The sequence below is a fragment of the Sedimentitalea nanhaiensis DSM 24252 genome (genome assembly GCF_000473225.1).
GTDB classification, from domain to species: Bacteria; Pseudomonadota; Alphaproteobacteria; order Rhodobacterales; family Rhodobacteraceae; genus Sedimentitalea; species Sedimentitalea nanhaiensis.
In genome coordinates this window covers 1,179,376-1,201,009 of record NZ_KI421509.1, presented here as the reverse complement: position 1 = coordinate 1,201,009, position 21,634 = coordinate 1,179,376, and the positions used below count along the sequence as shown (strand labels likewise).

The window sequence follows — 21,634 nt, the reverse complement described above, 5'->3', positions numbered from 1 at the left end:
ATACGCAAAAGGACCGGATATGGCCAATGTCGTCGTGGTCGGCGCCCAGTGGGGCGACGAGGGAAAAGGCAAGATCGTGGATTGGCTGAGCGAGCGTGCCGACGTGATCGCCCGGTTTCAGGGCGGTCACAATGCCGGTCATACGCTGGTCATCGACGGCGAGGTGTTCAAGCTGAACGCCCTGCCATCGGGAGTCGTGCGTGGCGGCAAGCTCAGTGTCATCGGCAACGGCGTGGTGCTGGACCCCTGGCATCTGCTCAATGAAATCGAATCGATTCGCAAACAGGGGGTGACGATCACACCAGAAACCCTGATGGTCGCCGAAAACACGCCGCTGATCCTGCCGATTCACGGCGAGTTGGACCGCGCGCGCGAGGCGGTCGTATCGGTTGCCAAGATCGGTACCACCGGGCGCGGCATCGGCCCGGCCTACGAGGACAAGGTCGGTCGCCGCTCGATCCGGGTGGCAGATCTGGCCGATGACAAGACGCTGGAGCTGCGGGTCGACCGTGCATTGGCGCATCATGACGCGCTGCGCAAGGGTCTGGGGCTTGAGGCGATAGACCGTGTCAAGCTGATTGAGCAGCTCAAAGAAATCGCACCTAAGATCCTTGAATATGCGGCCCCTGTCTGGAAGGTGTTGAACGAGAAGCGCAAGGCTGGAAAACGTATTCTGTTCGAGGGGGCTCAGGGCGCATTGCTGGATATCGATTTCGGCACCTATCCGTTTGTGACCTCGTCCAACGTAATTGCCGGGCAGGCTGCGACCGGCACCGGAATCGGCCCGGGGGCCATCGATTTCGTCCTCGGCATCGTCAAGGCCTATACCACGAGGGTTGGCGAAGGCCCGTTCCCCACCGAATTGCAGGACGACGACGGCCAGCGGCTGGGCGAGCGCGGCCATGAATTCGGCACGGTGACCGGTCGCCAGCGCCGCTGCGGCTGGTTTGATGCCGTGCTTGTGCGCCAGACCTGCGCCACCAGCGGAGTGAACGGCATTTCGTTGACCAAGCTGGATGTTCTGGACGGGTTTGAAACTCTGAAGATCTGCACGGGCTATGACCTGGATGGCGAGCGGCTGGATTATCTGCCGACGGCAGCGGACCGCCAGGCGCGCTGTGTGCCGATTTATGAGGAAATGCCGGGTTGGTCCGAAAGCACCGAAGGCGCGCGCAGCTGGGCCGATCTGCCTGCTGCGGCGATCAAATACGTGCGCCGCGTCGAGGAGCTGATCGATTGTCCGGTGGCCCTGTTATCCACGTCGCCCGAGCGTGAGGATACGATTCTGGTCACCGATCCGTTTGCCGATTGATATGGCAGACAATCGCAAATCAGGCCTCAGCTATAAGGCCCGCCGCCGCTGGTCTCTGGTGATCCTGTTGGTGGGCCTGCCGCTGTATATCATCGCCGCAGTGACGGTCATGAACCTGCTGGACCGCCCCCCGATTCTGGTGGAATTGCTGGTTTACGTTGTGCTCGGATTCGTCTGGGCGCTGCCGTTCAAATTCGTGTTTCGCGGTGTCGGGCAGGCGGATCCCGACGACAGAAAATGATCCCGGACAGGGTCGCACGCAGTGCACCATGTCCGGTGTAATCCATTCTTCACAAACCGGATTTCACGTTTTTACAGAGTGAAATCGGCGGAAAACCATTTTTTCCTGTGACATGCTTTATGATCTGCCTGGCCCGGAGCGGGAAATTCGGCCTATGGCCGGCCCCGCTTACTGTCTGATTTTATTGGATTATCAAAATCCTGCGCGTGTCTTGCAAACAAATTTCGAAATCTGCATTTGTAATAATTTTGCACAATTTTTGATCGTTTCTGTATCCGGGCCCACTTATCCGGCCCTGTTACATGCGCAACCGCCTATAGTCGCATTTGAAAGGCATCAACAACGATACGCGCATTTCGAATCAGGATACGGCCCTCGGCAATCAGTGGGACATGTCTTTCCCGGTACCTGATCTCCGTCAAATGAGTGCGCTGACTGGAGGAAAAAGAATGACAACCAAACTGGTAGTCGGGTTGGATGGGCACAGTTCCGGAGAACGCGCTCTCGACCACGCCAGCAAGCTTGCCCGGCTCATTGGAGCCTGCGAATTGCTGGTCGTATATATCATAGAGTGGTCACCATACTCGTTTCAGACGCCTGAAGAGAACGCCGAGCGCCACAAGCGACGCGAAGACGAGATATCGACTGCGCAAGAGCGTGTGATTGCCCCGGCCGTCGAGGCATTGACTAAGGCGGGACTGAATGCCCGCGGCATGGTGCGCCACGGTAATGTGGCGGATATGCTCAATGAAATTTCACGCGCCGAAGGGGCTGAGCAGATCATTGTGGCTCGTTCACGTGAGAACAGTCTGTCCAAGCGGATTTTCGGCAGCTCCACAGCCAATCTGGTGATGGAGGCAAGCGTGCCCGTCACCGTGGTCGGATAAAGGATTATCAGATGAAACTGTTTAATACAGGAACGCTGTCCCTGCTGGCGGCAACAGTTCTGGCCAACCCGGCCATTGCACAAGAAGCGATGACGCTGGACCAGAAAGTCAACCAAGCCTTTGCCAAGGCGACCGGCCCGTTTGTCAGCCTGATCTTCGCGCCGTTTCCAGGAACGTCGTTCCCGTGGATCGTGATGTGGCTGGTCGTGGCCGCGACAGTCTTTACACTCTATTTCGGCTTCGTTCAGTTCCGCTTTTTTGGCCATGCGATTGCCTTGGTCAAAGGCGACTATTCCGATCCGAACGATGCGGGCGAAGTCAGCCACTTCCAGGCTCTCGCGACCGCTTTGTCGGGCACGGTGGGGCTGGGCAACATCGCCGGTGTGGCCGTTGCCGTCGGCATAGGCGGCCCCGGCGCGACGTTCTGGATGATTCTGGCCGGGCTTTTGGGCATGGCTTCAAAGTTCACGGAATGTACCCTGGGCGTCAAATACCGCAACGAATACCCGGACGGCACGGTTTCGGGCGGTCCGATGTACTACATTTCCAAGGGCTTTAAAGAGCTGGGCTTGCCCGGCGGAAAATTCCTGGCTGTGCTGTTCTCGATTTTCTGCATTCTTGGCGCTTTTGGCGGCGGAAACATGTTCCAGGCCAATCAGGCACATGCACAGATTTCGGGGATTGTCGGTGACTATCCTGGCTGGATTACCGGGCTGATCTTCGCTGCGGTCGTCTTTATGGTTATCGTGGGAGGCGTCAAATCCATCGCGCGCGTGACCGAAAAGGTCGTTCCGTTCATGGGCATTCTCTATGTCGGCGCGGCGCTGATCATTCTGCTGGTGAACTATGACAAGATCGGCTGGGCCTTCGGTCAGATTTTCACTGGTGCCTTTACCGGTCTCGGTGTTGCCGGCGGTATGGTCGGTGCGCTGATCCAGGGGTTCAAACGCGCGGCGTTCTCGAACGAGGCCGGTGTCGGATCCGCGGCAATTGCCCACTCGGCGGTTCGGACCAAGGAGCCGATCACCGAAGGGTTCGTATCATTGCTCGAGCCGCTGATCGATACCGTGGTGATCTGCACCATGACCGCGCTGGTCATCACCATTTCGGGTCAGTTGATGATCGATCCGGATACCGGGAAATATATACTGGAAGGCACGAGCATCGCCACAGTCGACGGAAATTCCGGAGTGGCCCTGACTTCGGCGGCCTTTGGCGCGTCGATTGGCTGGTTCCCCTACATTCTGGCGATCGCCGTGGTATTGTTTGCCTTTTCAACCATGATTTCCTGGTCGTACTATGGCCTGAAGGCGTGGACCTATTTGTTTGGCGAAGGCAAAACCACAGAGTTGGTGTTCAAGCTGATCTTCTGCGTCTTCGTGGTGATTGGCGCCGCAGCCAACCTTGGCCCGGTGATCGATTTCTCGGATGCCGCGATCTTTGCCATGGCTGTGGTGAACATTTTCACGCTCTATTTCCTGATGAAAGTCGTGCGCAAGGAACTGGCATCCTACAGCAGTCGTCTGGACGCGGGCGAAATTCGCAGGTTCAGCCACTGACGCGGGAGGTTTCCCGTTTTGGACGTCAACGGCAGATAATCTTTAGCGCTTGAATTCGTCGCTATTGTAGGTCCAAACAACACCTGACCCGCGGGGCATTTGTCCGGCGGGTCATTCTGTTTCGCAAATCCTGTCACCGTCGTGTTCAATGATTCCGACCGGTGTGGGCGTCTCCGACAGTCTCGGCAAGTTCCGGGCACCAGGGGACCGACATGCCCCGCCCCCTCCAGGGCGTGAGTGGTCCGCAATCCGGTGTTTTTTCTTTTCCTCGACGCTCACTCATAGCGGCACCGCATCTTGTGTAGGTGTGCCATCCAATTGAAGGCCCGCAAGCGCGCGACGCAGCGGCGCGCCTCTTGCCGTTGTGGCAATGCTCTTGAACGCGGGCGGATCTGCATTAGAGTCGGGCCTAAATAGGGGGCTGAAAATGTTTGAACGCCTACGGTATGCTATGCTGGCGATTGCGATTATGGCTCCGGTGTCTTTGAGCGCCGATGCGGACGGGCCTGATTTCTTTCGCGTTACCGGTGTGTCCAGCGATGATGTGCTCAACATCCGGTCGGGGCCGGGTGTGTCGCATGACAGGGTGGGGCAGATCCCGCCGGATGGCGGGGGTGTGCGGAACCTGGGATGCGAGGGTGGGCTGAGTTTTGCCCAATGGTCCGAGGCCAGCGAAGCCGAGCGCGCGGCGGCGGCCAAGCGGCGGTGGTGCCAGGTCGAGTTTCAGGGCGTGACGGGCTGGGTCGCAGGGCGCTATCTGACCGAGGGCAACGCCCCGGTCAGCGCGGTTGCGCCCGGGTTTGATTGCACCAAAGCCGAGAGTGGTGCGCAGCAGGCAATCTGTTCCGATCCGCAGTTGGCGCGGCTGGATCTGGAGCTGACGCGGCTGTATGGGCTGGCGGTGAACGGGCCGCAGATGACGCCGGAACGGATTTCCGAACTGAAAGCCATGCAGCGTGGCTGGATCAAGGGACGTGACGCGTGCTGGAAAGCCGTCGAGGGGCTTACCCCATGTGTTGCTGCCAGCTATGCCACCCGCATCGACGAGATCCGCACCGGTTTTGCGCAGGCGCGTGAGGACGATGGCAGCGGGATTTCGATGGGGCCGTTTGCCTATGTCTGCGAGGGGCTGGGCGCGGCGGTTTCCATGGTGGTGGTCAATGCCGATCCGTCGATCCTGTCGCTGCGTTGGGGCGACACCTGGATTGCACCGGCGGCGCAACCGGCGGCATCGGGCGGCAAGTACCTGGCGCAAACCGCCGAGGGTCCGGTCCAGTTCTGGATCAAGGGGGACGAGGCCCTGTTGATGTGGCCGGGACAACCGGACCTGACCTGTGACCGTGACGGGACCGGCTGATCGCGCCCCGGTTTTGAAGCGCCGGAACGGTGCCGAACTCATTGAGTTCCCAGAGAGAAATCGCAACATAAGAATGCGACCCCCGCAGGTGGGGCTGGGCATGGGGGCGGCAAAGCGCCTATCTGCAGCGCGCAGCAGGCCCTTTGTCAGCGACCACCAGTTGCAGAATTTTCCCTTTGACGAGCAAGAGGACCAGCCGGTTCCTCGTTCGCTGGATCGGGGGGACGAAAACATGCTGTTTTGAGTGGACGAGATCTTGTCATGCAGAGCCACTGCGCTGAACGTGTCGGACGGGCAGACCAGCGACGTGGGGCCATGCCGTTCAACGAAGAGTTCTTTGCATTGATCAGATCCGCCCGCGCAAGGCCCCGGCCAGGGTGGTGGCGGCGAACAACAGCGCTGCGGTGCAGACAATGCTGGGTCCGGTCGGCGTGTCCAGCAGCAGGGCAGCCCATAACCCGCCCAGAACCGCACCCATGCCGATCAGGGCCGCGCCGATCACCATCGCTTCGGGGGTGCGCGACAGCGGGCGGGCGGCGGCGGCGGGGATCACCAGCAGCGCCGCGATCAGCAGCACGCCGACCACCTTGATCGCCACCGCCACCACGGCGGCCAGCGCCAGTGTCATGGCCAATTCCTCGCGCCGGGGATCGATGCCGCTGGCGCGCGCCAGGTCGGGATTCAGGGTTGCGGTCAACAGGGCGGACCAACGCCATGTCATCAAGCCGAGCACAGCGAGTGCGCCGCCCCAGATCACCGCCAGATCCGCCTTGTTCACGGCCAGGATGTCGCCGAACAGAAACGCCATCAGGTCCAGCCGCACATCCGCCAGTAGGGCAACCGCCACCAGACCGATGGCCAGGGCGCTGTGGGCCAGCACCCCCAGGACCGTGTCCATGGCATAGCCGCGCCCGGACAGGGCCGATACGGCGCCCGCCATCAGCAGTGCCGTCACCAGCACCGCAGGCAGAATCGGCAGGCCCAGGGCCAGCGCGAGAGCGACGCCTAGAATCGCGGCATGGGCGGTCGCCTCGCCAAAATAGGCCATGCGGCGCCAGACCACGAAACAGCCCAGCGGAGCGGCGGCCAGCGCCACGCCCAGCCCGGCAAGCGCGGCGCGGATCAGAAAATCGTCGAGCATCAGGCCGCGCCTTTGTGGTCGTGTGGGTGGCTATGGTCGTGGTCGTGCGAGTGGCTGTGTTGATGGCGATACAGCGCCAGTGCGCCGCCGGTTCCGGTGCCGAACAGGGCGCGATACTCTGGCGCGCTGGCGACGATATCCGGTGTGCCCTGACAGCAGATATGGCCATTGACGCACAGCACCCGGTCACTGGCCGCCATGACTACATGCAGGTCATGGCTGACCATCACCACGGCACAGCCCAGATCGCGCCGGACCTCTTCGATCTGGCGGTAAAAGGCGGCGGACCCCGGTTGGTCCAGCCCCTGTGTCGCTTCGTCCAGCAACAGCAGTTGTGGCCGTTCCAGCAAGGCACGCGCCAGCAGGACGCGCTGAAACTGGCCGCCGGACAGATCGACCATCTGCCGCTGTCCCAGATCCGGCACCCCGGCCCGATGCAGGGCTTGCACGGCCTCCGGATCGCCGATGCGGCGGGGCAGCGAGAGGAACCGGCGCACAGTCATCGGAAGGGCGCTGTCGATGGCCAGCTTTTGCGGCACATAACCGATGCGCAGTCCGGGCGCACGGGTGACCGAGCCGGTGGCCGGGGGCAGGGCACCGATCAGGGCGCGCAGCAGCGTGGATTTTCCCGATCCGTTTGGGCCGACGACGGTGACGATCTCGCCCGGCGTGATGCTGAGATTGACGTCCTGCAGCACCCGGTTTGCGCCCAGCAGGATGGACATGTCGCGGAGTGTGATCAGCGGCGCGCTCATGTGCCGGTCCCTGCGCAGGCGGGGCACAGACCTTCGGCCTCGACCACGATACGTTCAATGGCAAAGCCGGTGCTGCGCGCAGCGGTTCCCAACCGGCCCTGGGTCAGTTCGGTTTCTGCCTCGGCCACCGCCTTGCAGGCGCGGCAGACGAGGAAAGCGGGGACATGGTCATGATCCATATGCGCGCAGGCGGCATAGGCGTTCAGCCGTTCGATGCGATGCGCCAGCCCGTGTTGCACCAGAAAATCCAGCGCCCGATAGGCCACGGGGGGCTGTGCGCCCAGGCCTTCGGCGGCCAGCTCCGCGAGGATATCATAGGCCCCCAACGCGCGGTGCTCTCGCAGCAGGATTTCAAGCACCCGCCGCCGCACCGGGGTGAATTGCAATTTGCGCTGCGCACATCTGGCATCGGCGGCGCGCAGGGCGTCGTCGATGCAATGGGCGTGATCGTGGGATTCAAATCCGATGGCGGTCATTTGTGGTCCTTGGTGAGCGATGAGGGATTGATATGTTATAACATGACATATATCAAGCTGAACTTGTCCCACATTCATTTCCGAGGTGTCCATGACCATCTTTCGTTCTTTTGCCACAGCGCTCCTGCTGGCGACTCCCGCCATTGCCCAGGCACCCAGGGTTGCCACCGATATCGCGCCGGTTCATGCGCTGGCAGCGCAGGTGATGGCCGGAGTGGGTACGCCGGATCTGTTGGTGATGCCCAAAGCCTCGCCGCACAGCTATGCGCTGCGCCCTTCGCAGGCGCAGGCCTTGCAGCAGGCCGATCTGGTGATCTGGATCGGGCCGCAACTGACGCCCTGGCTTGCCAAACCGCTCACGGCGCTGGCGGGTGACGCCGGGCAGCTGGTCTTGCTGGCTGCCGAAGGCACTGTGGTTCACGATTTTCGCGCCGGTCTGGATCTCGGGCATGGCGATCACGAAGACCATGACCACGATACGGACGGGCATCAAGAGCATGACGACCATGATCACGAGGATCATGACCATCGCGGCGATGTCGACCCCCACGCCTGGCTTGACCCGGAAAACGGCAAGGTCTGGTTGTCCCTGATTGCCGGAAAACTGGCGGCGCTGGATCCGGACAACGCTGCCGTGTACCGGGCAAACGCGGATCGGGCGCGGGCGGAACTGGATGTCGTGAGCGCCGAAATCGCACAGATTCTGGAGCCGGTGCGCGCCCGGCCCTTCGTGACCTTTCACGATGCCTACCAGTATTTTGAAACCCGGTTCGGGTTGGCCTTTGCCGGGGCGGTCAGCCTGGGCGATGCCACCGATCCCAGTCCGGCGCGGTTGACGGCGCTGGCGGCTGTCTTGCGCGAGGATAACATCCGCTGCGCCTTTAGCGAGCCGCAGTTTGACGATCGCCTGTTGCTGGCCGCAACAGAACAGGGAGATTTGCAGATCGGAAGTCTTGATCCGATGGGTAGCCAATTACAGCCGGGGCCGGATCTGTATGCCAGGCTGCTGCGCGCGATGGCGAACAGCCTGGCAAGTTGTCAGGGGAACTGAGGCGATCGGTCCCTCACGTGTTGTTTAGCCGGTCGCCTTTCGCAGCTTTCCCACTGGGAAATCGCGAAAGGTGATCGACGTATGATCCGAAACGTCCCGGAGTTCAGGAGGCGATCTTGCCGCCGCCCTGACGGGTGATCACCACCACGGACGGGCGCGGCGGCATTGCCGGGTCAAAGTCGGGCCAACGCGTGGCCGGATCTTCGAAGGTCGAGGCGCGCGCAAACCCTTTGATGTCGGTGGTGCCGTCCGTGCCCGGATGCTGGACGGCGACGAACAGGGTTTCGCCATCCTGGCTGAAGTAGGGGCCGCACATCTCGCCGCCGACCGGGCATCGGAAGAACAGTTGGGAATGACCGCGCAGGGCACCTTCGGTTTCCAGCGCATAGAGACCGTCGGATTTTCCGGTCTTGCCCCAGTTGCTGCCCTGATCGGTGCTGATCCACAGACGGCCATCGGCGTCGATGGCGGCATTGTCCGGTGAGCCGAACCAGCCGTTTTCCGAGGTGGCGGGGTTCCACTGGGCCCCGACATCGGCCAGCTTGGGATCGCCGCATTTCACCAAGATCGACCAGGTGCCTGTGTCCGCCGCATGATCGCCATCGGCTTCCTTGATCTCGATGATATGGCCAAAGCTGCTGTCGGGGCGCGGGTTGGCGGCGTTGATCTGATCGGGTTTGCGCCTGGTGTTATTGGTCAGCATGACAAAGGCGGTGCCGTCGCCGCGCGGCTGGACGTCCTCGGGGCGATCCATCGGGGTGGCCCCCAGGGCGTCGGCGGCCAGGCGGGTGTCGATCAGCACATCGGCCTGGCTGGCAAAGCCGTTTTCGGCGGTCAGCGGGCCGGTCCCATGGATCAGTGGCATCCAGGTAATGCTGCCGTCATCGTCAAAGCGGGCAACATACAGCGTGCCGTCGCTGAGCAGGGCCGAATTGGCGGCGCGGTCGTCCGAAACGGTGCCGGTCGAGACATATTTGTACAGGTAATCGAACCGGTTGTCGTCGCCGGAATAGATCACCAGATGCCCGTCTTGCGATACGGTGGTTTCCGCGCCCTCGTGGCGGAACCGGCCCAGGGCGGTGTGTTTTACCGGCTTGGCGGCAGGGTTCATCGGATCGACTTCGACGATCCAGCCAAAGCGGTTCACCTCGTTTGGTTCCTTGTCGATGTTGAACCGGTCGTGATGTTGACCCCAGTTGTACCAAAGGCCCGGCGCACCATAGCGTTTCAGGCTGGCGGCCTCGGGTTGGGCTGACAGGTCGGGCTTGCCATCGGCATCCAGCGTGTCGGTCCAGAAATAGCCGTGAAAGTTCTCTTCGGCCATCAGGTAAGTGCCCCAGGGCGTCATGCCACCGGCACAGTTGTTCAGAGTGCCGACGACCAGTTCGCCGGTCGGGTCGGCGTTGGTCTGCATGCGGGGGTGACCGGCGGCAGGGCCATCGATGGTCATCTCGGTATTCAGAGGCGAGATGCGCCGGTTCAGTTTGCTGTCTTTCACCAGCGTCCATTTCCCGTCTTCGCCCTTGGCAATCTCGACCACGGAGCCGCCGTGGGCGGCCATTTCCAGATCGACCAGTTCCGGTGTCATACCCGCGAAACCGGCCTTGTCCTGGCGTCCGAGGCCGGGGAACATCACCTCTTCGTTGGTGTATTCGTGGTTGACGCACAGCACCGCGCGGGTGCCTGCGTCGTTCAGCGGCCAGAACCCCACATAGTCGTTGTTGTAGCCGAATTGCTGCAACTGGGCCTCGGCGGTCTGGTTCATCACGTCGAATTCCGGCGCATCGGCGGTGATCGGGTCGCCCCAGCGCAACAGGATGTCGGCATCATAACCTTGGGCGACATGGTGGGTTTCGTCGTTGCCCCAGGTCAGTTCGTCAAAGACATAGCGGCTGGCGGTGACGGCGGCGGCCTGGCGCGGCGCGATCATCGCCGAGGTGCCGAACAGCGCGGTGGCGGCGGATACGCCCAGAACCCCCCGCAGAATGTCGCGGCGGCCATAGCGGGTGTTGATCACGTCGCCGAGGGTGGCGGACAGGTTCGGGTTGGTGGGGATGTCGTCAAAGGCTTCGAAGGCTTCGGCCTTGTTGGTGATATCGGGGTCGGCGAGGATACTCTTGCGGTCCATGTCTCAATTCTCCTTGGCAGCGCGCGATGCGCGACTCGGCTTGGGCGAGTGGGCGCACGTAAGGGGGCGGCTGTAACAGCTGCATGAAACGTTGGCGGGATTCCGGAAATAATGTGCGGGGTCATTCGGCGGGGCGAAAGCCAACAATCAGTTGTCGCAGCCCGAAGGCTGCCCCGGCAAAGATCGCCAGCATCGTGACCGGGGCGCTGATTGCCAGAACGCTGAAGGCCGACAGACCCTGTCCGACGGTGCAGCCCATGGCGATTACCGCACCCGCGCCCATGATGGCCGCGCCGATGATCTGGCGGCGCAATTCGCGCGGGTCCTCGCAGGCTTCCCAGCGGAAATGGCCCTTGATCAGCGATCCGATGAAGGCGCCGATCCAGACGCCGCTGATCGATCCGACCGCAAACGAGATTTCGCGCGCGCTGCCGGTCATGGCATAGAGGATGGATTCGCCGACCGGGGCGGAAAAGCTGTGCGAGACGACCTGGGTAGCATCGAACCCGACCTGGCGCACGTATTGGGTTCCGGCCCAGCCCGAGACGATGGCCAGCCCGACCACGGCAGACCAGAACAGCGATTTGCGGTCGGTGCGGAACTTTTCCGACGCCAGCGCGGCAATGCAAAACATCAGTCCCACCGCGATCCCGATTCCGTTCAGAGGCAGCCCGGTCAATGCGGCGGCGTGATGGGCCAGTCCCGGCGGCAGATCAGAGGTGACCGGGCTTTGGTAAAACAGAGCGTTTCGCAGGGGGGCCAGGGGACCTGCCAGCACAACATAGGTGGAAACCCCCATGACCAGAACGATCACGAACGAGCGCAGATCGCCGCCGCCAAGGCGCGCGATTGCGCCGTAGCCGCAATTGCCCGACAGCGCCATGCCATAGCCAAACATCAGCCCGCCGATGACCGATGCCAAAGGCATCCAGCGGATCGACAGATAGAATGTGTCGGTGTCGGTCAGCAGGTCCGTCGCCATCAGTGTAAAGCTGCCGGTGACCGCGACTCCGATGGCCAGAACCCACATGCGCAGGCGCTGGTCACTGCCGCCATAGAGCAGATCCTCGATTGCGCCCAGGGTACAGAAGCGCCCCAGTCGGGCCGCCAGACCCAACAGGATGCCGCCAAACATCCCGACCAGCGCGACCGCGTGACTGTCCGACATCAAATCCAACATGCTCGCCCCCTGATTGCGCTGTGCCTTGCCGGGCAATGCCGACTGTTCAGCCCGCGTTTGATCCGTCGTCCGGGTCCTTGCAGAACAGCTCGTAGACCACTTCGAGGATGCGGCGCGGACGATCATCGGCCAAGCGGTAGTAGATCGCCTTTCCCTCGCGGCGCGGGACCACCAGCCCTTCAAGTCGCAGGCGCGACAGTTGCTGGGACACCGCCGCCTGACGCGCCGACAACAGCTCTTCGAGCTCGGTCACCGATTTTTCGCCGGTGACCAGATGGCACAGGATCATCAGACGGCCCTCGTGGCTGATCGCCTTGAGGAAATTCGACGCGGTCGTCGCGTTCTCGACCATCGCATCGAGTTCGTCGTCTGCCATGTCGGATGAAAATTGCGGAAGTGCCATGCGGGAGCTGTCCTGTTGTCGGCGTCAGAAGGCGATCTGGTCTTCGATGGCGGCGATGCCCGCCTCGGCACAGATGTCATCCAGATCCGGCCCCGGAGCGCCGGAGACGCCGATGCCGGCAACGATCGAACCCCCGCCTTCGTAGACCACCAGCCCGCCGCCGAGAGGGAGGGCCTGGCTGAGGTGACGGATGCCGGACGAAGTCTGTCCTGCCGCGGTCGTCGCCGCCAGTTCGGTGGTGGAGGTGCGGAAACTGACTGCGGTCCAGGCCTTGCGGTGGCTGGTTTCATAGACATGGGCCCCTGCATACCGATCGCGCAGGAACACCTGAGGCAGGCCAAACCGGTCCACCACGGTGACGCCGACCTGATACCCGGCCTCGCGGCAGGCCAGCAGCGCGGCCTCGGCCATCTGCTGGGCCACTTCGGGTTTGAGCACCTGGAAATCGACAAAGGCGCTGCTGTCATCCTGGGCGAGGGCGGGGGTGGCCAGCCCCGCCATCAGAGCCAATGCGCAAACATTTCTCGTCATCGTTTCTCTCCTCTAAAATCGGTGTTCTGCTCAAGCAGCGCGGCCAGAAGCGGCCAGAAGAAATCTTCGCCTGGATAGCCTTCGAGCCGGGCGATTTCGCGGTTGTCGTCGACGATCAGAAAGGTCGGGGTGAAATTGACCCGCCGGGCGATTTCCAGATCCTCGGGCAGGGCGCGCAGATCGACCCGGCGCAGGGGCGCGAACTGACCTTCGCGGGTGTTGGGATAGGCCGGCGCGATTTCATCGTTCCAGCGCGCGCACCATTCACAGCCGACCTGTTCCACCATCACAAGTTCGACGGCCCATGCGGGCAGCGCAGCAAGACCGGCCACAACCGCAGGCACCAGCCATCGGGCGGCCGCAAGCAGGGGAGAGCGCAGATTTAGCATGGTGGACCCGTTGACCTTTGGTTATCACAAAACGTAATCTGAATATGTGAATGATTCAAGCGTTGACGCCTGGCCCCGGGCCAGGGGCGGCCAAAAGGGGGGACGCGCGGGTGCTGGAGATTTCCCTTGTCGGGGCGCTGTTCGCCGGGCTGCTGAGCTTTTTCACGCCCTGCATCCTGCCGATGGTGCCGTTTTACCTGTCGTATATGGGCGGGCTGTCGATGTCAGAGCTGCGCGGCGACGGAGCGATTGCTGCGGGGGCGCAGCGGCGGTTACTGGTCTCGGCGATCTTCTTTGCAATGGGTGTCACCACGATCTTTATGATGCTGGGCATGGGGGCCACGGCACTGGGGCAGGCGTTCGGGCAATATCTGGAGCCGCTGTCCTATGTGGCTGCGGCTATCCTGCTGGTGTTTGGTCTGCATTTTCTGGGCGTTATCAAGGTGCCGCTGCTGTATCGCGAGGCCCGGCTGGAAAGCCAGGCCGAGGCCAGCTCGGTGCTGGGGGCCTATCTTATGGGGCTGGCGTTCGGTTTCGGCTGGACACCCTGTGTGGGGCCGGCGCTGGCGTCGATCCTGATGATTGCCAGCGGGATGGGCGACATCTGGCGCGGCGCGCTGTTGTTGTTCGTCTATGGTGTCGGCATGACCGCGCCGTTCATTCTGGCAGCATTGTTTGCCAAGCCGTTTCTGGCCTGGGTGCAACGCCATCGCGCGGCCTTTGCCTGGGTGGAAAAGGGCATGGGGGCGATGCTGATCGTGTTCGCGGTGCTGATTGCGACCGGTGGCGTGAATCTGATCGCGCAGGCGATGATCGAGTGGTTTCCGACCTTCGGGTCACTGGGGTAAGAGAGGAGAAGACAATGAAACATTGGATTGCGGCGGTTTTTGCGGCGGTTCTGGCTCTGCCGGTTTGGGCGGTCGAAATGGGGGATGACGGTCTGCACAAGACCGCGTGGATGCGCGACACATTCAGGGACCTGCGCGAAGATCTGGCCGAGGCCAATGCCGAGGGCAAGCGGCTGGCGCTGTTTTTCGAGCAGCGCGGCTGTATCTATTGCGCCAAGATGCACAACGAGGTGTATCCAGACCCCGGCCTGACCCAGCTGATCGAGGACAATTTCTTTGTTGTGCAACTGAACCTGCATGGCGATACCGAGGTCACGGATTTCGACGGTGAAGTGCTGTCGGAAAAGAACATGGCGCGCAAATGGAACATCATGTTCACGCCGACGATTCTGTTCCTGCCGGAAGCGGTGGCCGAGGATCAGAGCGCCCAGAAGGCGGCGGTGGCGGTGATGCCGGGGGCGTTTGGCGTGGGCACCACCACCGATATGTTCACCTGGGTTGCGGAGAAACGATACGATCTTGATAACGGTGAGGATTTTCAACGCTATCATGCCCGCCGCATCCAGGAGCGCAGCAATGGCAGTTTAGACTGACCCGGCCGTGCGCGAGATCAGTAATTCATAATTGTGAATTTGTTGTTGCGTTACGCGCGGCCAGTGTCCTACGGTATGCTGGACCAAGCAAGCCACGGCGGTGGCAGTCAGGGGAGGACACATGCAGCTGAAGAAACTTACTGTGGCGGCGGCGCTGGTTGCCGGTGCGGCAACGGCGGGCGAGATCGCGCCTGGAGACGTTGTCTTTACCGAAGATGGCGCGATTGAAATCTCGCTGAGCGGCGCACCCGGTGTGGCCGCCAACGCGCCCGAGATCATGGACAAGGGCGCTGGCAACTGCATTGCCTGTCACCAGATAACGGCACTGAGCGACATTCCGTTCCATGGCGAGGTCGGCCCGTCGCTGGACGGGGCGGGCAGCCGCTGGACCGAGGCCGAGCTGCGCGGGCTGGTTGCAAATGCAAAGATGACTTTCGAAGGCTCTGTCATGCCGTCCTTTTTTAAGGTCGACGGGTTCAACCGCCCTGGCGACGCCTATACCGGCAATGCGGCCCAGGAGCCACTCGAGCCGTTGTTGACCGCACAGCAGATCGAAGACGTCGTGGCCTTTCTGTTGATGCAGAAGGACCAGTGACGCGCACATGATATACAGGAGACAAGAGATGGAATTCTCAAGACGCGACACTATGGCCATGGGGCTGGGCGCGGCGGCGCTGACGGTTCTGCCGATGCGGGCCTTTGCAACGGCCACGGACGATGCGATTGCCGCCTTTACCGGCGGGGCCGAAATGGCCGATACGGGGCTGACACTGACGGCGCCGGAAATCGCCGAAAACGGCAACACGGTGCCGATCGAAGTGTCGGCCCCCGGTGCCAGTGCGATCATGGTTCTGGCCACGGGCAACCCGACGCCGCCGGTGGCGACGTTCAACTTTGGCCCGCTTGCCGCCAGCCAGTCGGCTTCGACCCGGATCCGGTTGGCCGGGACACAGGACGTCGTCGCCATCGCAAAGATGACCGACGGATCCTTTGCCCGCGCCACATCCACCGTGAAAGTGACAATCGGGGGCTGCGGCGGCTGATCGGCCGAGCTGTACCCATTCCGACATTCAGGAGAGAACAACATGGCATCTGGTGTAAAACCCCGCGTCAAGGTCCCGAAAACCGCCGCCGCAGGCGAAGCGGTCACGATAAAGACCCTGATCAGCCACAAGATGGAAAGCGGTCAGCGCAAGGACAAGGAAGGCAACCTGATCCCGCGCTCGATCATCAACCGTTTTACTTGCGATTTCAACGGCCAGAACGTGATAGACATCGCGATGGACCCGGCGATCTCGACCAACCCGTATTTCCAGTTCGAAGCGACCGTGCCCGAGGCCGGTGAATTTGTCTTCAAATGGTATGACGACGACGGATCCGAATACGAAGACAGCAAATCCATCGCCATCGGATAAGGCTTTGAGACGGGAGGAGATCTAGAATGACAAGAAGATCAGGCAGCAAGGCACTGACATGGATGGCGGTGAGTGCGGTGGCATTCTCGGCACCGGCGCTGGCGGACGAAAACGCCAGTCTGGTGGTGAACGGCGAGATCGAGATGGTCACCGAAACCGATGCGCCCGCGCATCTGGAAGGGGTGTTGGGCGACAAGATCCGCTCGGGGTGGACGTTCCGCGCCAGGGAAACCCAGGCGCTGCAACTGGACGATTTCGACAACCCCGGCATGATCTTTGTCGATCAGGCGGCGGAACAGTGGGACACCGTCGAAGGCAGCGAAGGCAAATCCTGCGCCTCTTGTCATGATGACGTCGAAACTGCGATGGCGGGCGTGCGCGCGACCTATCCAAAATGGAACGATCAGGCCGAAGAGGTCCGTACGCTGGTGATGCAGATCAACGACTGCCGCGAGAACCAGATGGGGGCAGAGCCGCTGAAATACACCGACGGCAAGATGACAGCGATGGAAGCGCTGATCAGTGTGCAGTCGCGTGGCATGCCGGTGGATGTGGCGATCGATGGCCCGGCCCAGTCGACCTGGGAGCAAGGCAAGGAATTGTACTATACCCGCTTTGGTCAGCTGGATCTGTCCTGCGCCAATTGCCACGAGGACAATTTCGACAACATGATCCGCGCCGATCATCTGAGCCAGGGACAGGTCAACGGGTTTCCGGTGTATCGTTTGAAGAACACCAAGTTGAACAACTCCCACGCCCGGTTCAAGGGCTGTATTCGCGATACCCGCGCCGAGACGTTCAGCCCGGGCAGCGACGAATTTGTCGCGCTGGAGCTTTATGTCGCCAGCCGCGGGAATGGCCTGTCGGTCGAAGCGCCTTCGGTGCGAAACTGAGCCATTGACCCCGCGCCGGTTTTCTGGCGCGGGGTTTTTCATATCAAATAAATTCACACATGCGAATGTGTGATCTGGGAAAGAAAGACCGTTTCATGATCTCACGGCGCGATTTTCTTCAGGTTTCGATGGCGGCTTCGGCCTTGGTCGGGGCATCGGGGTTCGGAAACTGGGCGCGGTTGGCTGCGCAGCAGGCGCTGACGCAGGATCAGCTTCTGGACTTTGACACGTTTGGCAATGTCAGCCTGATCCATGTCACTGATATTCACGCGCAGTTGAAACCGATCTATTTCCGCGAGCCCGAGGTTAATATCGGTGTTGGAGCCAACAAGGGACAGGTGCCCCATGTCACCGGTGCCGATTTCCGCAAGCTGTATGGCGTCGCCGATGGCAGCCCGTCCGCCTATGCGCTGACCTACAACGATTTTTCCGCCCTGGCGCGGGGCTATGGCCGGGTCGGTGGGATGGATCGGGTTGCGACCGTGATCAACGCGATCCGCGCCGCGCGGCCCGATGCGCTGTTGCTGGATGGCGGGGACACCTGGCACGGGTCGATGACCTGCTACAAGACTGCCGGGCAGGACATGGTCAACGTGATGAACGCGTTGAAACCGGACGCGATGACCTTTCACTGGGAATTCACCTTGGGGTCCGGGCGGGTGCAGGACATCGTCGAGGGATTGCCTTTTGCGGCGCTGGGACAAAACATTTTTGACGCCGAATGGGATGAACCCGCCGAGTTGTTCAAGCCCTACAAGTTCTTTGAACGCGGTGGCGTCAAGATCGCGGTGATCGGACAGGCGTTTCCCTATATGCCCATTGCCAACCCCGGCTGGATGTTCCCGGAATACAGTTTCGGCATTCGCGATGAAAACATGCAGGCGATGGTCGACGAGGTGCGTGCAGCAGGCGCGGAACTGGTGGTGTGCCTGTCTCACAACGGCTTCGATGTGGACAAGAAGATGGCCGGCCGGGTCAGCGGTATCGACGTGATCCTGTCAGGTCATACCCATGATGCACTGCCCGAGCCGGTTCTGGTGGGCCAGACCCATATCATCGCCAGCGGCAGCAACGGCAAATTCGTCAGCCGGGTCGATCTGGACGTGCGCGATGGCAGGATGATGGGCCTGCGCCACAAGCTGATCCCGATTTTTTCCGACGTGATCGCGCCGGATCCCGACATCGCGGCGCTGATCGATGAGCAGCGCGCGCCCTATGCCGCCGAGTTGGCCGAGGTGATCGGGCAGACTGACAGCTTGCTGTACCGGCGCGGCAACTTCAACGGGTCCTGGGACGATCTGATCTGTGATGCACTGATCAGTGAGCGCGAGGCCGACATCGCCATGAGCCCCGGCGTGCGCTGGGGGCCGTCGATCCTGCCCGGTCAGGACATCACCCGCGAGGATATCTTCAACGTCACTTCAATGACCTATGGCAAGGCGTACCGGTCTGAAATGACAGGTGAATTCATCAAGGTGATTTTGGAAGACGTGGGCGATAACATCTTTAATCCCGATCCCTATTACCAGCAAGGCGGCGACATGGTGCGCGTCGGTGGGCTGGGCTATCGCATCGATATCAGCAAACCCCAGGGCGAGCGGATCAGCGAGATGACCCTGCTGAAAACAGGCGAGGCGATTGATCCGGCAAAATCCTATGTGGTTGCCGGCTGGGCCAGCGTCAACGAAGACACCGAAGGCCCACAGATCTGGGATGTGGTCGAAAGCCATATCGGCAAGCAGGGTACGGTCTCCGTGACCCCAAATACATCGGTTCAGGTGATCGGTGCCTGACCGTCAGACATGTAAGAAGGAGCTGAACGCATGACGTTTCGTTTCAAAGGCAATCCCCCATCCCGTCGCCAGTTTCTGACCGGCGCTGCGGCGATTGGGGCAGGGGCGGTGGCGGCGACAACGGCCAGGGCAGCGGGCGATCCGCTGATTACCGAACCCCAGTATTGGGCGCAGGGGCTGGGCGAAGGGGTAGATGCCACGCCCTATGGCCTGCCGATCGAGTATGAATCCGATGTGGTGCGGCGCAATGTGGATTGGTTGACCGCAGACACCATCAGTTCGATCAATTTCACCCCGATCCACGCACTGGACGGAACGATCACGCCGCAGGGCTGTGCGTTCGAGCGGCATCATTCCGGAGCGATCGAGCTGACCAAGGAAGATTATCGTTTGATGATCAACGGGCTGGTCGATACACCTCTGGTCTTTACCTACGGCGATCTGGAACGGTTTCCGCGTGAAAACCACGTCTATTTCTGCGAATGCGCCGCCAATACGGGTATGGAGTGGGCGGGGGCGCAATTGAATGGTGCGCAGTTCACCCACGGCATGATCCACAACATGGAATATACCGGCGTGCCGCTGCGCACGCTGCTGGAAGAAGCCGGGTATCAGACGACGGGAAAATGGGTCTATGTCGAAGGGGCGGACGCGTCTGGCAACGGGCGCTCGATCCCGATGGACAAGGCGCTGGACGACGTGCTTGTCGCGTTCAAGGCCAATGGCGAAGCGCTGCGTATGGAGCATGGATACCCGGTGCGCCTGGTGGTGCCTGGCTGGGAAGGCAATATGTGGGTCAAATGGCTGCGCCGGATCGAGGTCGCCGATGCCCCGGTCGAATCCCGTGAGGAAACCAGCAAATACACCGACACCCTGGCCAACGGGATCAGCCGCAAATGGACCTGGGAAATGGACGCCAAGTCTGTGGTCACCAGCCCCAGCCCGCAATCGCCGATCACCCACGGTCCCGGTCCACTGGTGATCACGGGACTGGCGTGGTCGGGACGCGGTGCGATCAAGCGGGTGGATGTCAGCAAGGATGGCGGCAAAACCTGGGAAACCGCCCGTCTGGCCAAACCGGGCGAGCGCATGGCCCTGAGCAGGTTCTATCTGGACACCGAATGGGACGGCACCGAGATGTTGCTGCAATCGCGCGCCATGGACGAAACCGGCTATGTGCAGCCCACCAAGGCGCAGCTGCGCGAGGTGCGCGGGTTGAATTCGATCTATCATAACAATTGCATTCAGACCTGGTGGGTCAAGCCGGATGGAGAGGCGGAAAATGTCGAAGTATCATAATATTGTTCCCATTTCTTTATTCGTTACATTAACCTTCGTCTCGCCTTTGCAGGCGGGGAAGCTGGGCCTTGGCAGGCCGGCCTTGCCCGACGAAGTTGCCGCATGGGATCTGGACGTGCGCCCCGATGGCACAGGTTTGCCGGACGGTTCGGGCGATGTTTTGACCGGCGAAGAGATCTTTGCCGACAATTGCGCGGTCTGCCATGGAGATTTTGCCGAAGGTGTCGACAACTGGCCCAAACTGGCCGGTGGAATGGGCACGCTGGACCGCGATGATCCGCTGAAAACCGTGGGCTCGTATTGGCCGTACCTGTCGACCACATGGGACTATGTGAACCGTTCGATGCCGTTCGGCAATGCCCAGAGCCTGACCCCGGACGAAGTCTATGGGGTGGTCGCCTATATCCTCTATTCCAACGACCTGGTGGATGAGGATTTTGTGCTGTCGCGGGACACTTTCACCGAGGTGCACTTGCCCAATGCGGACGGGTTTATCGTGGACGACCGCAAGTCCGCCGAGGCGCATTTTGTGACCGATCCCTGTATGCAGAACTGCAAGGACAAGGTCGAGATCACCATGCGCGCGCGGGTGCTGGACGTGACACCGGACACCGGGGACTAGAGGATGGGCGTGGCCATCCCGCTCTTGCAGGGCGCGCAGGGATGAAACGTCTGCTGTGTCTTGTTCTGACACTGTTCGCGCTGACTGGCGCGGCGGAGGCCGAACAGGAGGCGCAGCAAATCGGCGATGCCGAGCGCGGGCGGCAGGTGTTTGTCAGATGTGCCGCCTGTCATCAGGTGGGACCAGAGGCGACGGACCGGATTGGTCCGCATCTGAATGGCATTTTCGATCGCAGGGCTGCCGCCAATGCCGGTTTCGACTATTCTCCTGGCATCCGCCGCGCGGCAGATGACGGGTTGGTCTGGGATCTGCGCCGGCTGGAGGCCTATATCGAGAATCCCAAGGCGTTGGTGTCCGGTACGCGGATGAATTTCTCCGGGCTTGACGACGCACAGGACCGCGCTGATGTTCTGGCCTATCTGCGCGGTTTTTCCGACAGCCCCGCCGACATCCCCGAGGCCGCCCCGACCGCGCGCCCGCGCGAGGTGGATCTGACGCCGGAAATCCTCGCGATTGTGGGCGATCGGGAGTATGGTGAATACCTGTCCAGCGAATGCACGACCTGCCATCAGCGCGATGGCACCAGCGATGGCATTCCGTCGATTACCGGCTGGCCGGTCGAGGATTTTGTCGTCGCGATGCATGCCTATCGACGCCAGATCCGCCCCCATCCGGTGATGCAGATGATGGCCGGTCGGTTGTCGGATGAAGAGATTGCGGCCCTTGCGACCTATTTCGGAGGGCTTGAATAGGGTTTCGTT

The 21,634-nt window shown here is 61.4% G+C and carries 25 protein-coding genes; 17 read left to right on the top strand and 8 right to left on the bottom strand.

Translation table 11 applies throughout. The features are described 5' to 3' along the window. Positions 1-19 precede the first annotated feature (19 nt). The 6 genes from NANH_RS0107545 (at position 20) to NANH_RS28455 (ending at position 5,600) form a co-directional block, all read left to right on the top strand. Positions 20-1,312 (top strand): adenylosuccinate synthase, encoded by a 1,293-nt coding sequence (locus NANH_RS0107545; protein ID WP_027261468.1) that lies wholly within the window; start codon positions 20-22, stop codon positions 1,310-1,312. A gap of 1 nt (position 1,313) precedes the next feature. Further along, the gene (locus NANH_RS0107540) at positions 1,314-1,553 is read left to right on the top strand and encodes a DUF2842 domain-containing protein (protein WP_027261467.1); all 240 of its coding nucleotides are present in this window, start codon (positions 1,314-1,316) and stop codon (positions 1,551-1,553) included. Positions 1,554-2,002: 449 nt separating this feature from the next. Continuing rightward, entirely contained in the window at positions 2,003-2,440 is a 438-nt protein-coding gene (locus NANH_RS0107535) for a universal stress protein (protein ID WP_027261466.1), read from the top strand. 11 nt (positions 2,441-2,451) lie between these two features. Then, entirely contained in the window at positions 2,452-3,999 is a 1,548-nt protein-coding gene (locus NANH_RS0107530) for an alanine/glycine:cation symporter family protein (protein WP_027261465.1), read from the top strand. A 427-nt stretch (positions 4,000-4,426) separates the two neighbouring features. Further along, positions 4,427-5,356: an SH3 domain-containing protein gene (locus NANH_RS29055; RefSeq protein WP_211237081.1), complete on the top strand. Its 930-nt coding sequence runs from the start codon at positions 4,427-4,429 to the stop codon at positions 5,354-5,356. A 73-nt stretch (positions 5,357-5,429) separates the two neighbouring features. Continuing rightward, positions 5,430-5,600 (top strand): hypothetical protein, encoded by a 171-nt coding sequence (locus tag NANH_RS28455; protein WP_154665566.1) that lies wholly within the window; start codon positions 5,430-5,432, stop codon positions 5,598-5,600. 102 nt (positions 5,601-5,702) lie between these two features. On the opposite strand, the gene NANH_RS0107510 is transcribed toward NANH_RS28455, so the two are convergent. From NANH_RS0107510 to NANH_RS0107500, 3 genes are read right to left on the bottom strand one after another with little or no spacing between them, the layout of a single operon-like run. Beyond that, positions 5,703-6,497 carry an iron chelate uptake ABC transporter family permease subunit gene (locus tag NANH_RS0107510; RefSeq protein ID WP_036049561.1) on the bottom strand — a complete coding sequence of 265 codons (795 nt, stop codon included), beginning with the start codon at positions 6,495-6,497 and terminating at the stop codon, positions 5,703-5,705. Next, the gene (locus tag NANH_RS0107505; protein WP_027261462.1) at positions 6,497-7,252 is read right to left on the bottom strand and encodes an ATP-binding cassette domain-containing protein; all 756 of its coding nucleotides are present in this window, start codon (positions 7,250-7,252) and stop codon (positions 6,497-6,499) included. Before NANH_RS0107505 ends, NANH_RS0107510 begins: the two co-directional genes overlap by 1 nt. Beyond that, a complete protein-coding gene (locus NANH_RS0107500; protein ID WP_027261461.1) occupies positions 7,249-7,728 on the bottom strand; it encodes a Fur family transcriptional regulator in 480 nt (159 codons plus the stop codon). Before NANH_RS0107500 ends, NANH_RS0107505 begins: the two co-directional genes overlap by 4 nt. A 91-nt stretch (positions 7,729-7,819) precedes the next feature. On the opposite strand from NANH_RS0107500, the gene NANH_RS0107495 reads away from it, so the two are divergent. Further along, entirely contained in the window at positions 7,820-8,779 is a 960-nt protein-coding gene (locus tag NANH_RS0107495) for a zinc ABC transporter substrate-binding protein (protein ID WP_027261460.1), read from the top strand. Positions 8,780-8,882: 103 nt separating this feature from the next. Here NANH_RS0107495 and NANH_RS0107490 read toward each other — a convergent pair whose 3' ends face one another. The 5 genes from NANH_RS0107490 to NANH_RS0107470 all read right to left on the bottom strand — a co-directional run bounded on the left by NANH_RS0107490 (position 8,883) and on the right by NANH_RS0107470 (position 13,410). Continuing rightward, positions 8,883-10,907 (bottom strand): PhoX family protein, encoded by a 2,025-nt coding sequence (locus tag NANH_RS0107490; RefSeq protein WP_027261459.1) that lies wholly within the window; start codon positions 10,905-10,907, stop codon positions 8,883-8,885. 121 nt (positions 10,908-11,028) lie between these two features. Further along, positions 11,029-12,087: a YeeE/YedE family protein gene (locus NANH_RS0107485; protein ID WP_027261458.1), complete on the bottom strand. Its 1,059-nt coding sequence runs from the start codon at positions 12,085-12,087 to the stop codon at positions 11,029-11,031. Between the two features lie 46 nt (positions 12,088-12,133). Continuing rightward, on the bottom strand, positions 12,134-12,490 hold the full coding sequence (locus NANH_RS0107480) for an ArsR/SmtB family transcription factor (RefSeq protein ID WP_027261457.1): 357 nt from the start codon (positions 12,488-12,490) through the stop codon (positions 12,134-12,136). 24 nt (positions 12,491-12,514) lie between these two features. Further along, positions 12,515-13,021 carry a GlcG/HbpS family heme-binding protein gene (locus tag NANH_RS0107475; protein ID WP_027261456.1) on the bottom strand — a complete coding sequence of 169 codons (507 nt, stop codon included), beginning with the start codon at positions 13,019-13,021 and terminating at the stop codon, positions 12,515-12,517. Continuing rightward, positions 13,018-13,410: a thioredoxin domain-containing protein gene (locus NANH_RS0107470; RefSeq protein ID WP_036049558.1), complete on the bottom strand. Its 393-nt coding sequence runs from the start codon at positions 13,408-13,410 to the stop codon at positions 13,018-13,020. Before NANH_RS0107470 ends, NANH_RS0107475 begins: the two co-directional genes overlap by 4 nt. A gap of 110 nt (positions 13,411-13,520) precedes the next feature. On the opposite strand from NANH_RS0107470, the gene NANH_RS0107465 reads away from it, so the two are divergent. From NANH_RS0107465 to NANH_RS0107420, 10 genes are all read left to right on the top strand, one after another. Further along, positions 13,521-14,258, top strand: a complete 738-nt coding sequence (locus tag NANH_RS0107465; RefSeq protein ID WP_027261454.1) for a cytochrome c biogenesis CcdA family protein — start codon at positions 13,521-13,523, stop codon at positions 14,256-14,258. A gap of 14 nt (positions 14,259-14,272) precedes the next feature. Further along, on the top strand, positions 14,273-14,851 hold the full coding sequence (locus NANH_RS0107460; protein ID WP_027261453.1) for a thioredoxin family protein: 579 nt from the start codon (positions 14,273-14,275) through the stop codon (positions 14,849-14,851). Between the two features lie 121 nt (positions 14,852-14,972). Beyond that, positions 14,973-15,446, top strand: a complete 474-nt coding sequence (soxX, locus tag NANH_RS0107455) for a sulfur oxidation c-type cytochrome SoxX (protein WP_027261452.1) — start codon at positions 14,973-14,975, stop codon at positions 15,444-15,446. 28 nt (positions 15,447-15,474) lie between these two features. Beyond that, entirely contained in the window at positions 15,475-15,894 is a 420-nt protein-coding gene (soxY, locus tag NANH_RS0107450) for a thiosulfate oxidation carrier protein SoxY (protein ID WP_027261451.1), read from the top strand. Between the two features lie 42 nt (positions 15,895-15,936). Continuing rightward, the gene (gene soxZ / locus NANH_RS0107445) at positions 15,937-16,266 is read left to right on the top strand and encodes a thiosulfate oxidation carrier complex protein SoxZ (RefSeq protein ID WP_027261450.1); all 330 of its coding nucleotides are present in this window, start codon (positions 15,937-15,939) and stop codon (positions 16,264-16,266) included. Positions 16,267-16,292: 26 nt separating this feature from the next. Continuing rightward, the gene (gene soxA, locus NANH_RS0107440) at positions 16,293-17,159 is read left to right on the top strand and encodes a sulfur oxidation c-type cytochrome SoxA (protein ID WP_036049555.1); all 867 of its coding nucleotides are present in this window, start codon (positions 16,293-16,295) and stop codon (positions 17,157-17,159) included. A gap of 95 nt (positions 17,160-17,254) precedes the next feature. Then, positions 17,255-18,952 (top strand): thiosulfohydrolase SoxB, encoded by a 1,698-nt coding sequence (gene soxB / locus NANH_RS0107435; protein WP_027261448.1) that lies wholly within the window; start codon positions 17,255-17,257, stop codon positions 18,950-18,952. Positions 18,953-18,982: 30 nt separating this feature from the next. Then, a complete protein-coding gene (gene soxC, locus NANH_RS0107430; RefSeq protein WP_027261447.1) occupies positions 18,983-20,251 on the top strand; it encodes a sulfite dehydrogenase in 1,269 nt (422 codons plus the stop codon). Positions 20,252-20,333: 82 nt separating this feature from the next. Further along, on the top strand, positions 20,334-20,873 hold the full coding sequence (locus NANH_RS0107425; RefSeq protein WP_407694808.1) for a c-type cytochrome: 540 nt from the start codon (positions 20,334-20,336) through the stop codon (positions 20,871-20,873). A gap of 41 nt (positions 20,874-20,914) precedes the next feature. After that, positions 20,915-21,625, top strand: coding sequence for a c-type cytochrome (locus NANH_RS0107420; RefSeq protein WP_027261445.1), 711 nt, complete (start codon positions 20,915-20,917; stop codon positions 21,623-21,625). The last annotated feature ends 9 nt before the right edge of the window (positions 21,626-21,634 follow it).

What these genes read in the sequence shown, in the direction of transcription:
- NANH_RS0107510 (WP_036049561.1), bottom strand. Translation starts at nt 6,497, where the DNA reads ATGCTCGACGATTTTCTGATCCGCGCCGCGCTTGCCGGGCTGGGCGTG.
- NANH_RS0107460 (WP_027261453.1), top strand. Translation starts at nt 14,273, where the DNA reads ATGAAACATTGGATTGCGGCGGTTTTTGCGGCGGTTCTGGCTCTGCCG.
- soxX (WP_027261452.1), top strand. Translation starts at nt 14,973, where the DNA reads ATGCAGCTGAAGAAACTTACTGTGGCGGCGGCGCTGGTTGCCGGTGCG.
- NANH_RS0107475 (WP_027261456.1), bottom strand. Translation starts at nt 13,021, where the DNA reads ATGACGAGAAATGTTTGCGCATTGGCTCTGATGGCGGGGCTGGCCACC.
- soxZ (WP_027261450.1), top strand. Translation starts at nt 15,937, where the DNA reads ATGGCATCTGGTGTAAAACCCCGCGTCAAGGTCCCGAAAACCGCCGCC.
- NANH_RS0107545 (WP_027261468.1), top strand. Translation starts at nt 20, where the DNA reads ATGGCCAATGTCGTCGTGGTCGGCGCCCAGTGGGGCGACGAGGGAAAA.
- NANH_RS0107485 (WP_027261458.1), bottom strand. Translation starts at nt 12,087, where the DNA reads ATGTTGGATTTGATGTCGGACAGTCACGCGGTCGCGCTGGTCGGGATG.
- NANH_RS0107420 (WP_027261445.1), top strand. Translation starts at nt 20,915, where the DNA reads ATGAAACGTCTGCTGTGTCTTGTTCTGACACTGTTCGCGCTGACTGGC.
- NANH_RS0107505 (WP_027261462.1), bottom strand. Translation starts at nt 7,252, where the DNA reads ATGAGCGCGCCGCTGATCACACTCCGCGACATGTCCATCCTGCTGGGC.
- NANH_RS0107540 (WP_027261467.1), top strand. Translation starts at nt 1,314, where the DNA reads ATGGCAGACAATCGCAAATCAGGCCTCAGCTATAAGGCCCGCCGCCGC.
- NANH_RS0107500 (WP_027261461.1), bottom strand. Translation starts at nt 7,728, where the DNA reads ATGACCGCCATCGGATTTGAATCCCACGATCACGCCCATTGCATCGAC.
- NANH_RS28455 (WP_154665566.1), top strand. Translation starts at nt 5,430, where the DNA reads ATGCGACCCCCGCAGGTGGGGCTGGGCATGGGGGCGGCAAAGCGCCTA.
- NANH_RS0107530 (WP_027261465.1), top strand. Translation starts at nt 2,452, where the DNA reads ATGAAACTGTTTAATACAGGAACGCTGTCCCTGCTGGCGGCAACAGTT.
- NANH_RS29055 (WP_211237081.1), top strand. Translation starts at nt 4,427, where the DNA reads ATGTTTGAACGCCTACGGTATGCTATGCTGGCGATTGCGATTATGGCT.
- NANH_RS0107480 (WP_027261457.1), bottom strand. Translation starts at nt 12,490, where the DNA reads ATGGCACTTCCGCAATTTTCATCCGACATGGCAGACGACGAACTCGAT.
- soxY (WP_027261451.1), top strand. Translation starts at nt 15,475, where the DNA reads ATGGAATTCTCAAGACGCGACACTATGGCCATGGGGCTGGGCGCGGCG.
- NANH_RS0107490 (WP_027261459.1), bottom strand. Translation starts at nt 10,907, where the DNA reads ATGGACCGCAAGAGTATCCTCGCCGACCCCGATATCACCAACAAGGCC.
- soxA (WP_036049555.1), top strand. Translation starts at nt 16,293, where the DNA reads ATGACAAGAAGATCAGGCAGCAAGGCACTGACATGGATGGCGGTGAGT.
- soxB (WP_027261448.1), top strand. Translation starts at nt 17,255, where the DNA reads ATGATCTCACGGCGCGATTTTCTTCAGGTTTCGATGGCGGCTTCGGCC.
- soxC (WP_027261447.1), top strand. Translation starts at nt 18,983, where the DNA reads ATGACGTTTCGTTTCAAAGGCAATCCCCCATCCCGTCGCCAGTTTCTG.
- NANH_RS0107470 (WP_036049558.1), bottom strand. Translation starts at nt 13,410, where the DNA reads ATGCTAAATCTGCGCTCTCCCCTGCTTGCGGCCGCCCGATGGCTGGTG.
- NANH_RS0107495 (WP_027261460.1), top strand. Translation starts at nt 7,820, where the DNA reads ATGACCATCTTTCGTTCTTTTGCCACAGCGCTCCTGCTGGCGACTCCC.
- NANH_RS0107535 (WP_027261466.1), top strand. Translation starts at nt 2,003, where the DNA reads ATGACAACCAAACTGGTAGTCGGGTTGGATGGGCACAGTTCCGGAGAA.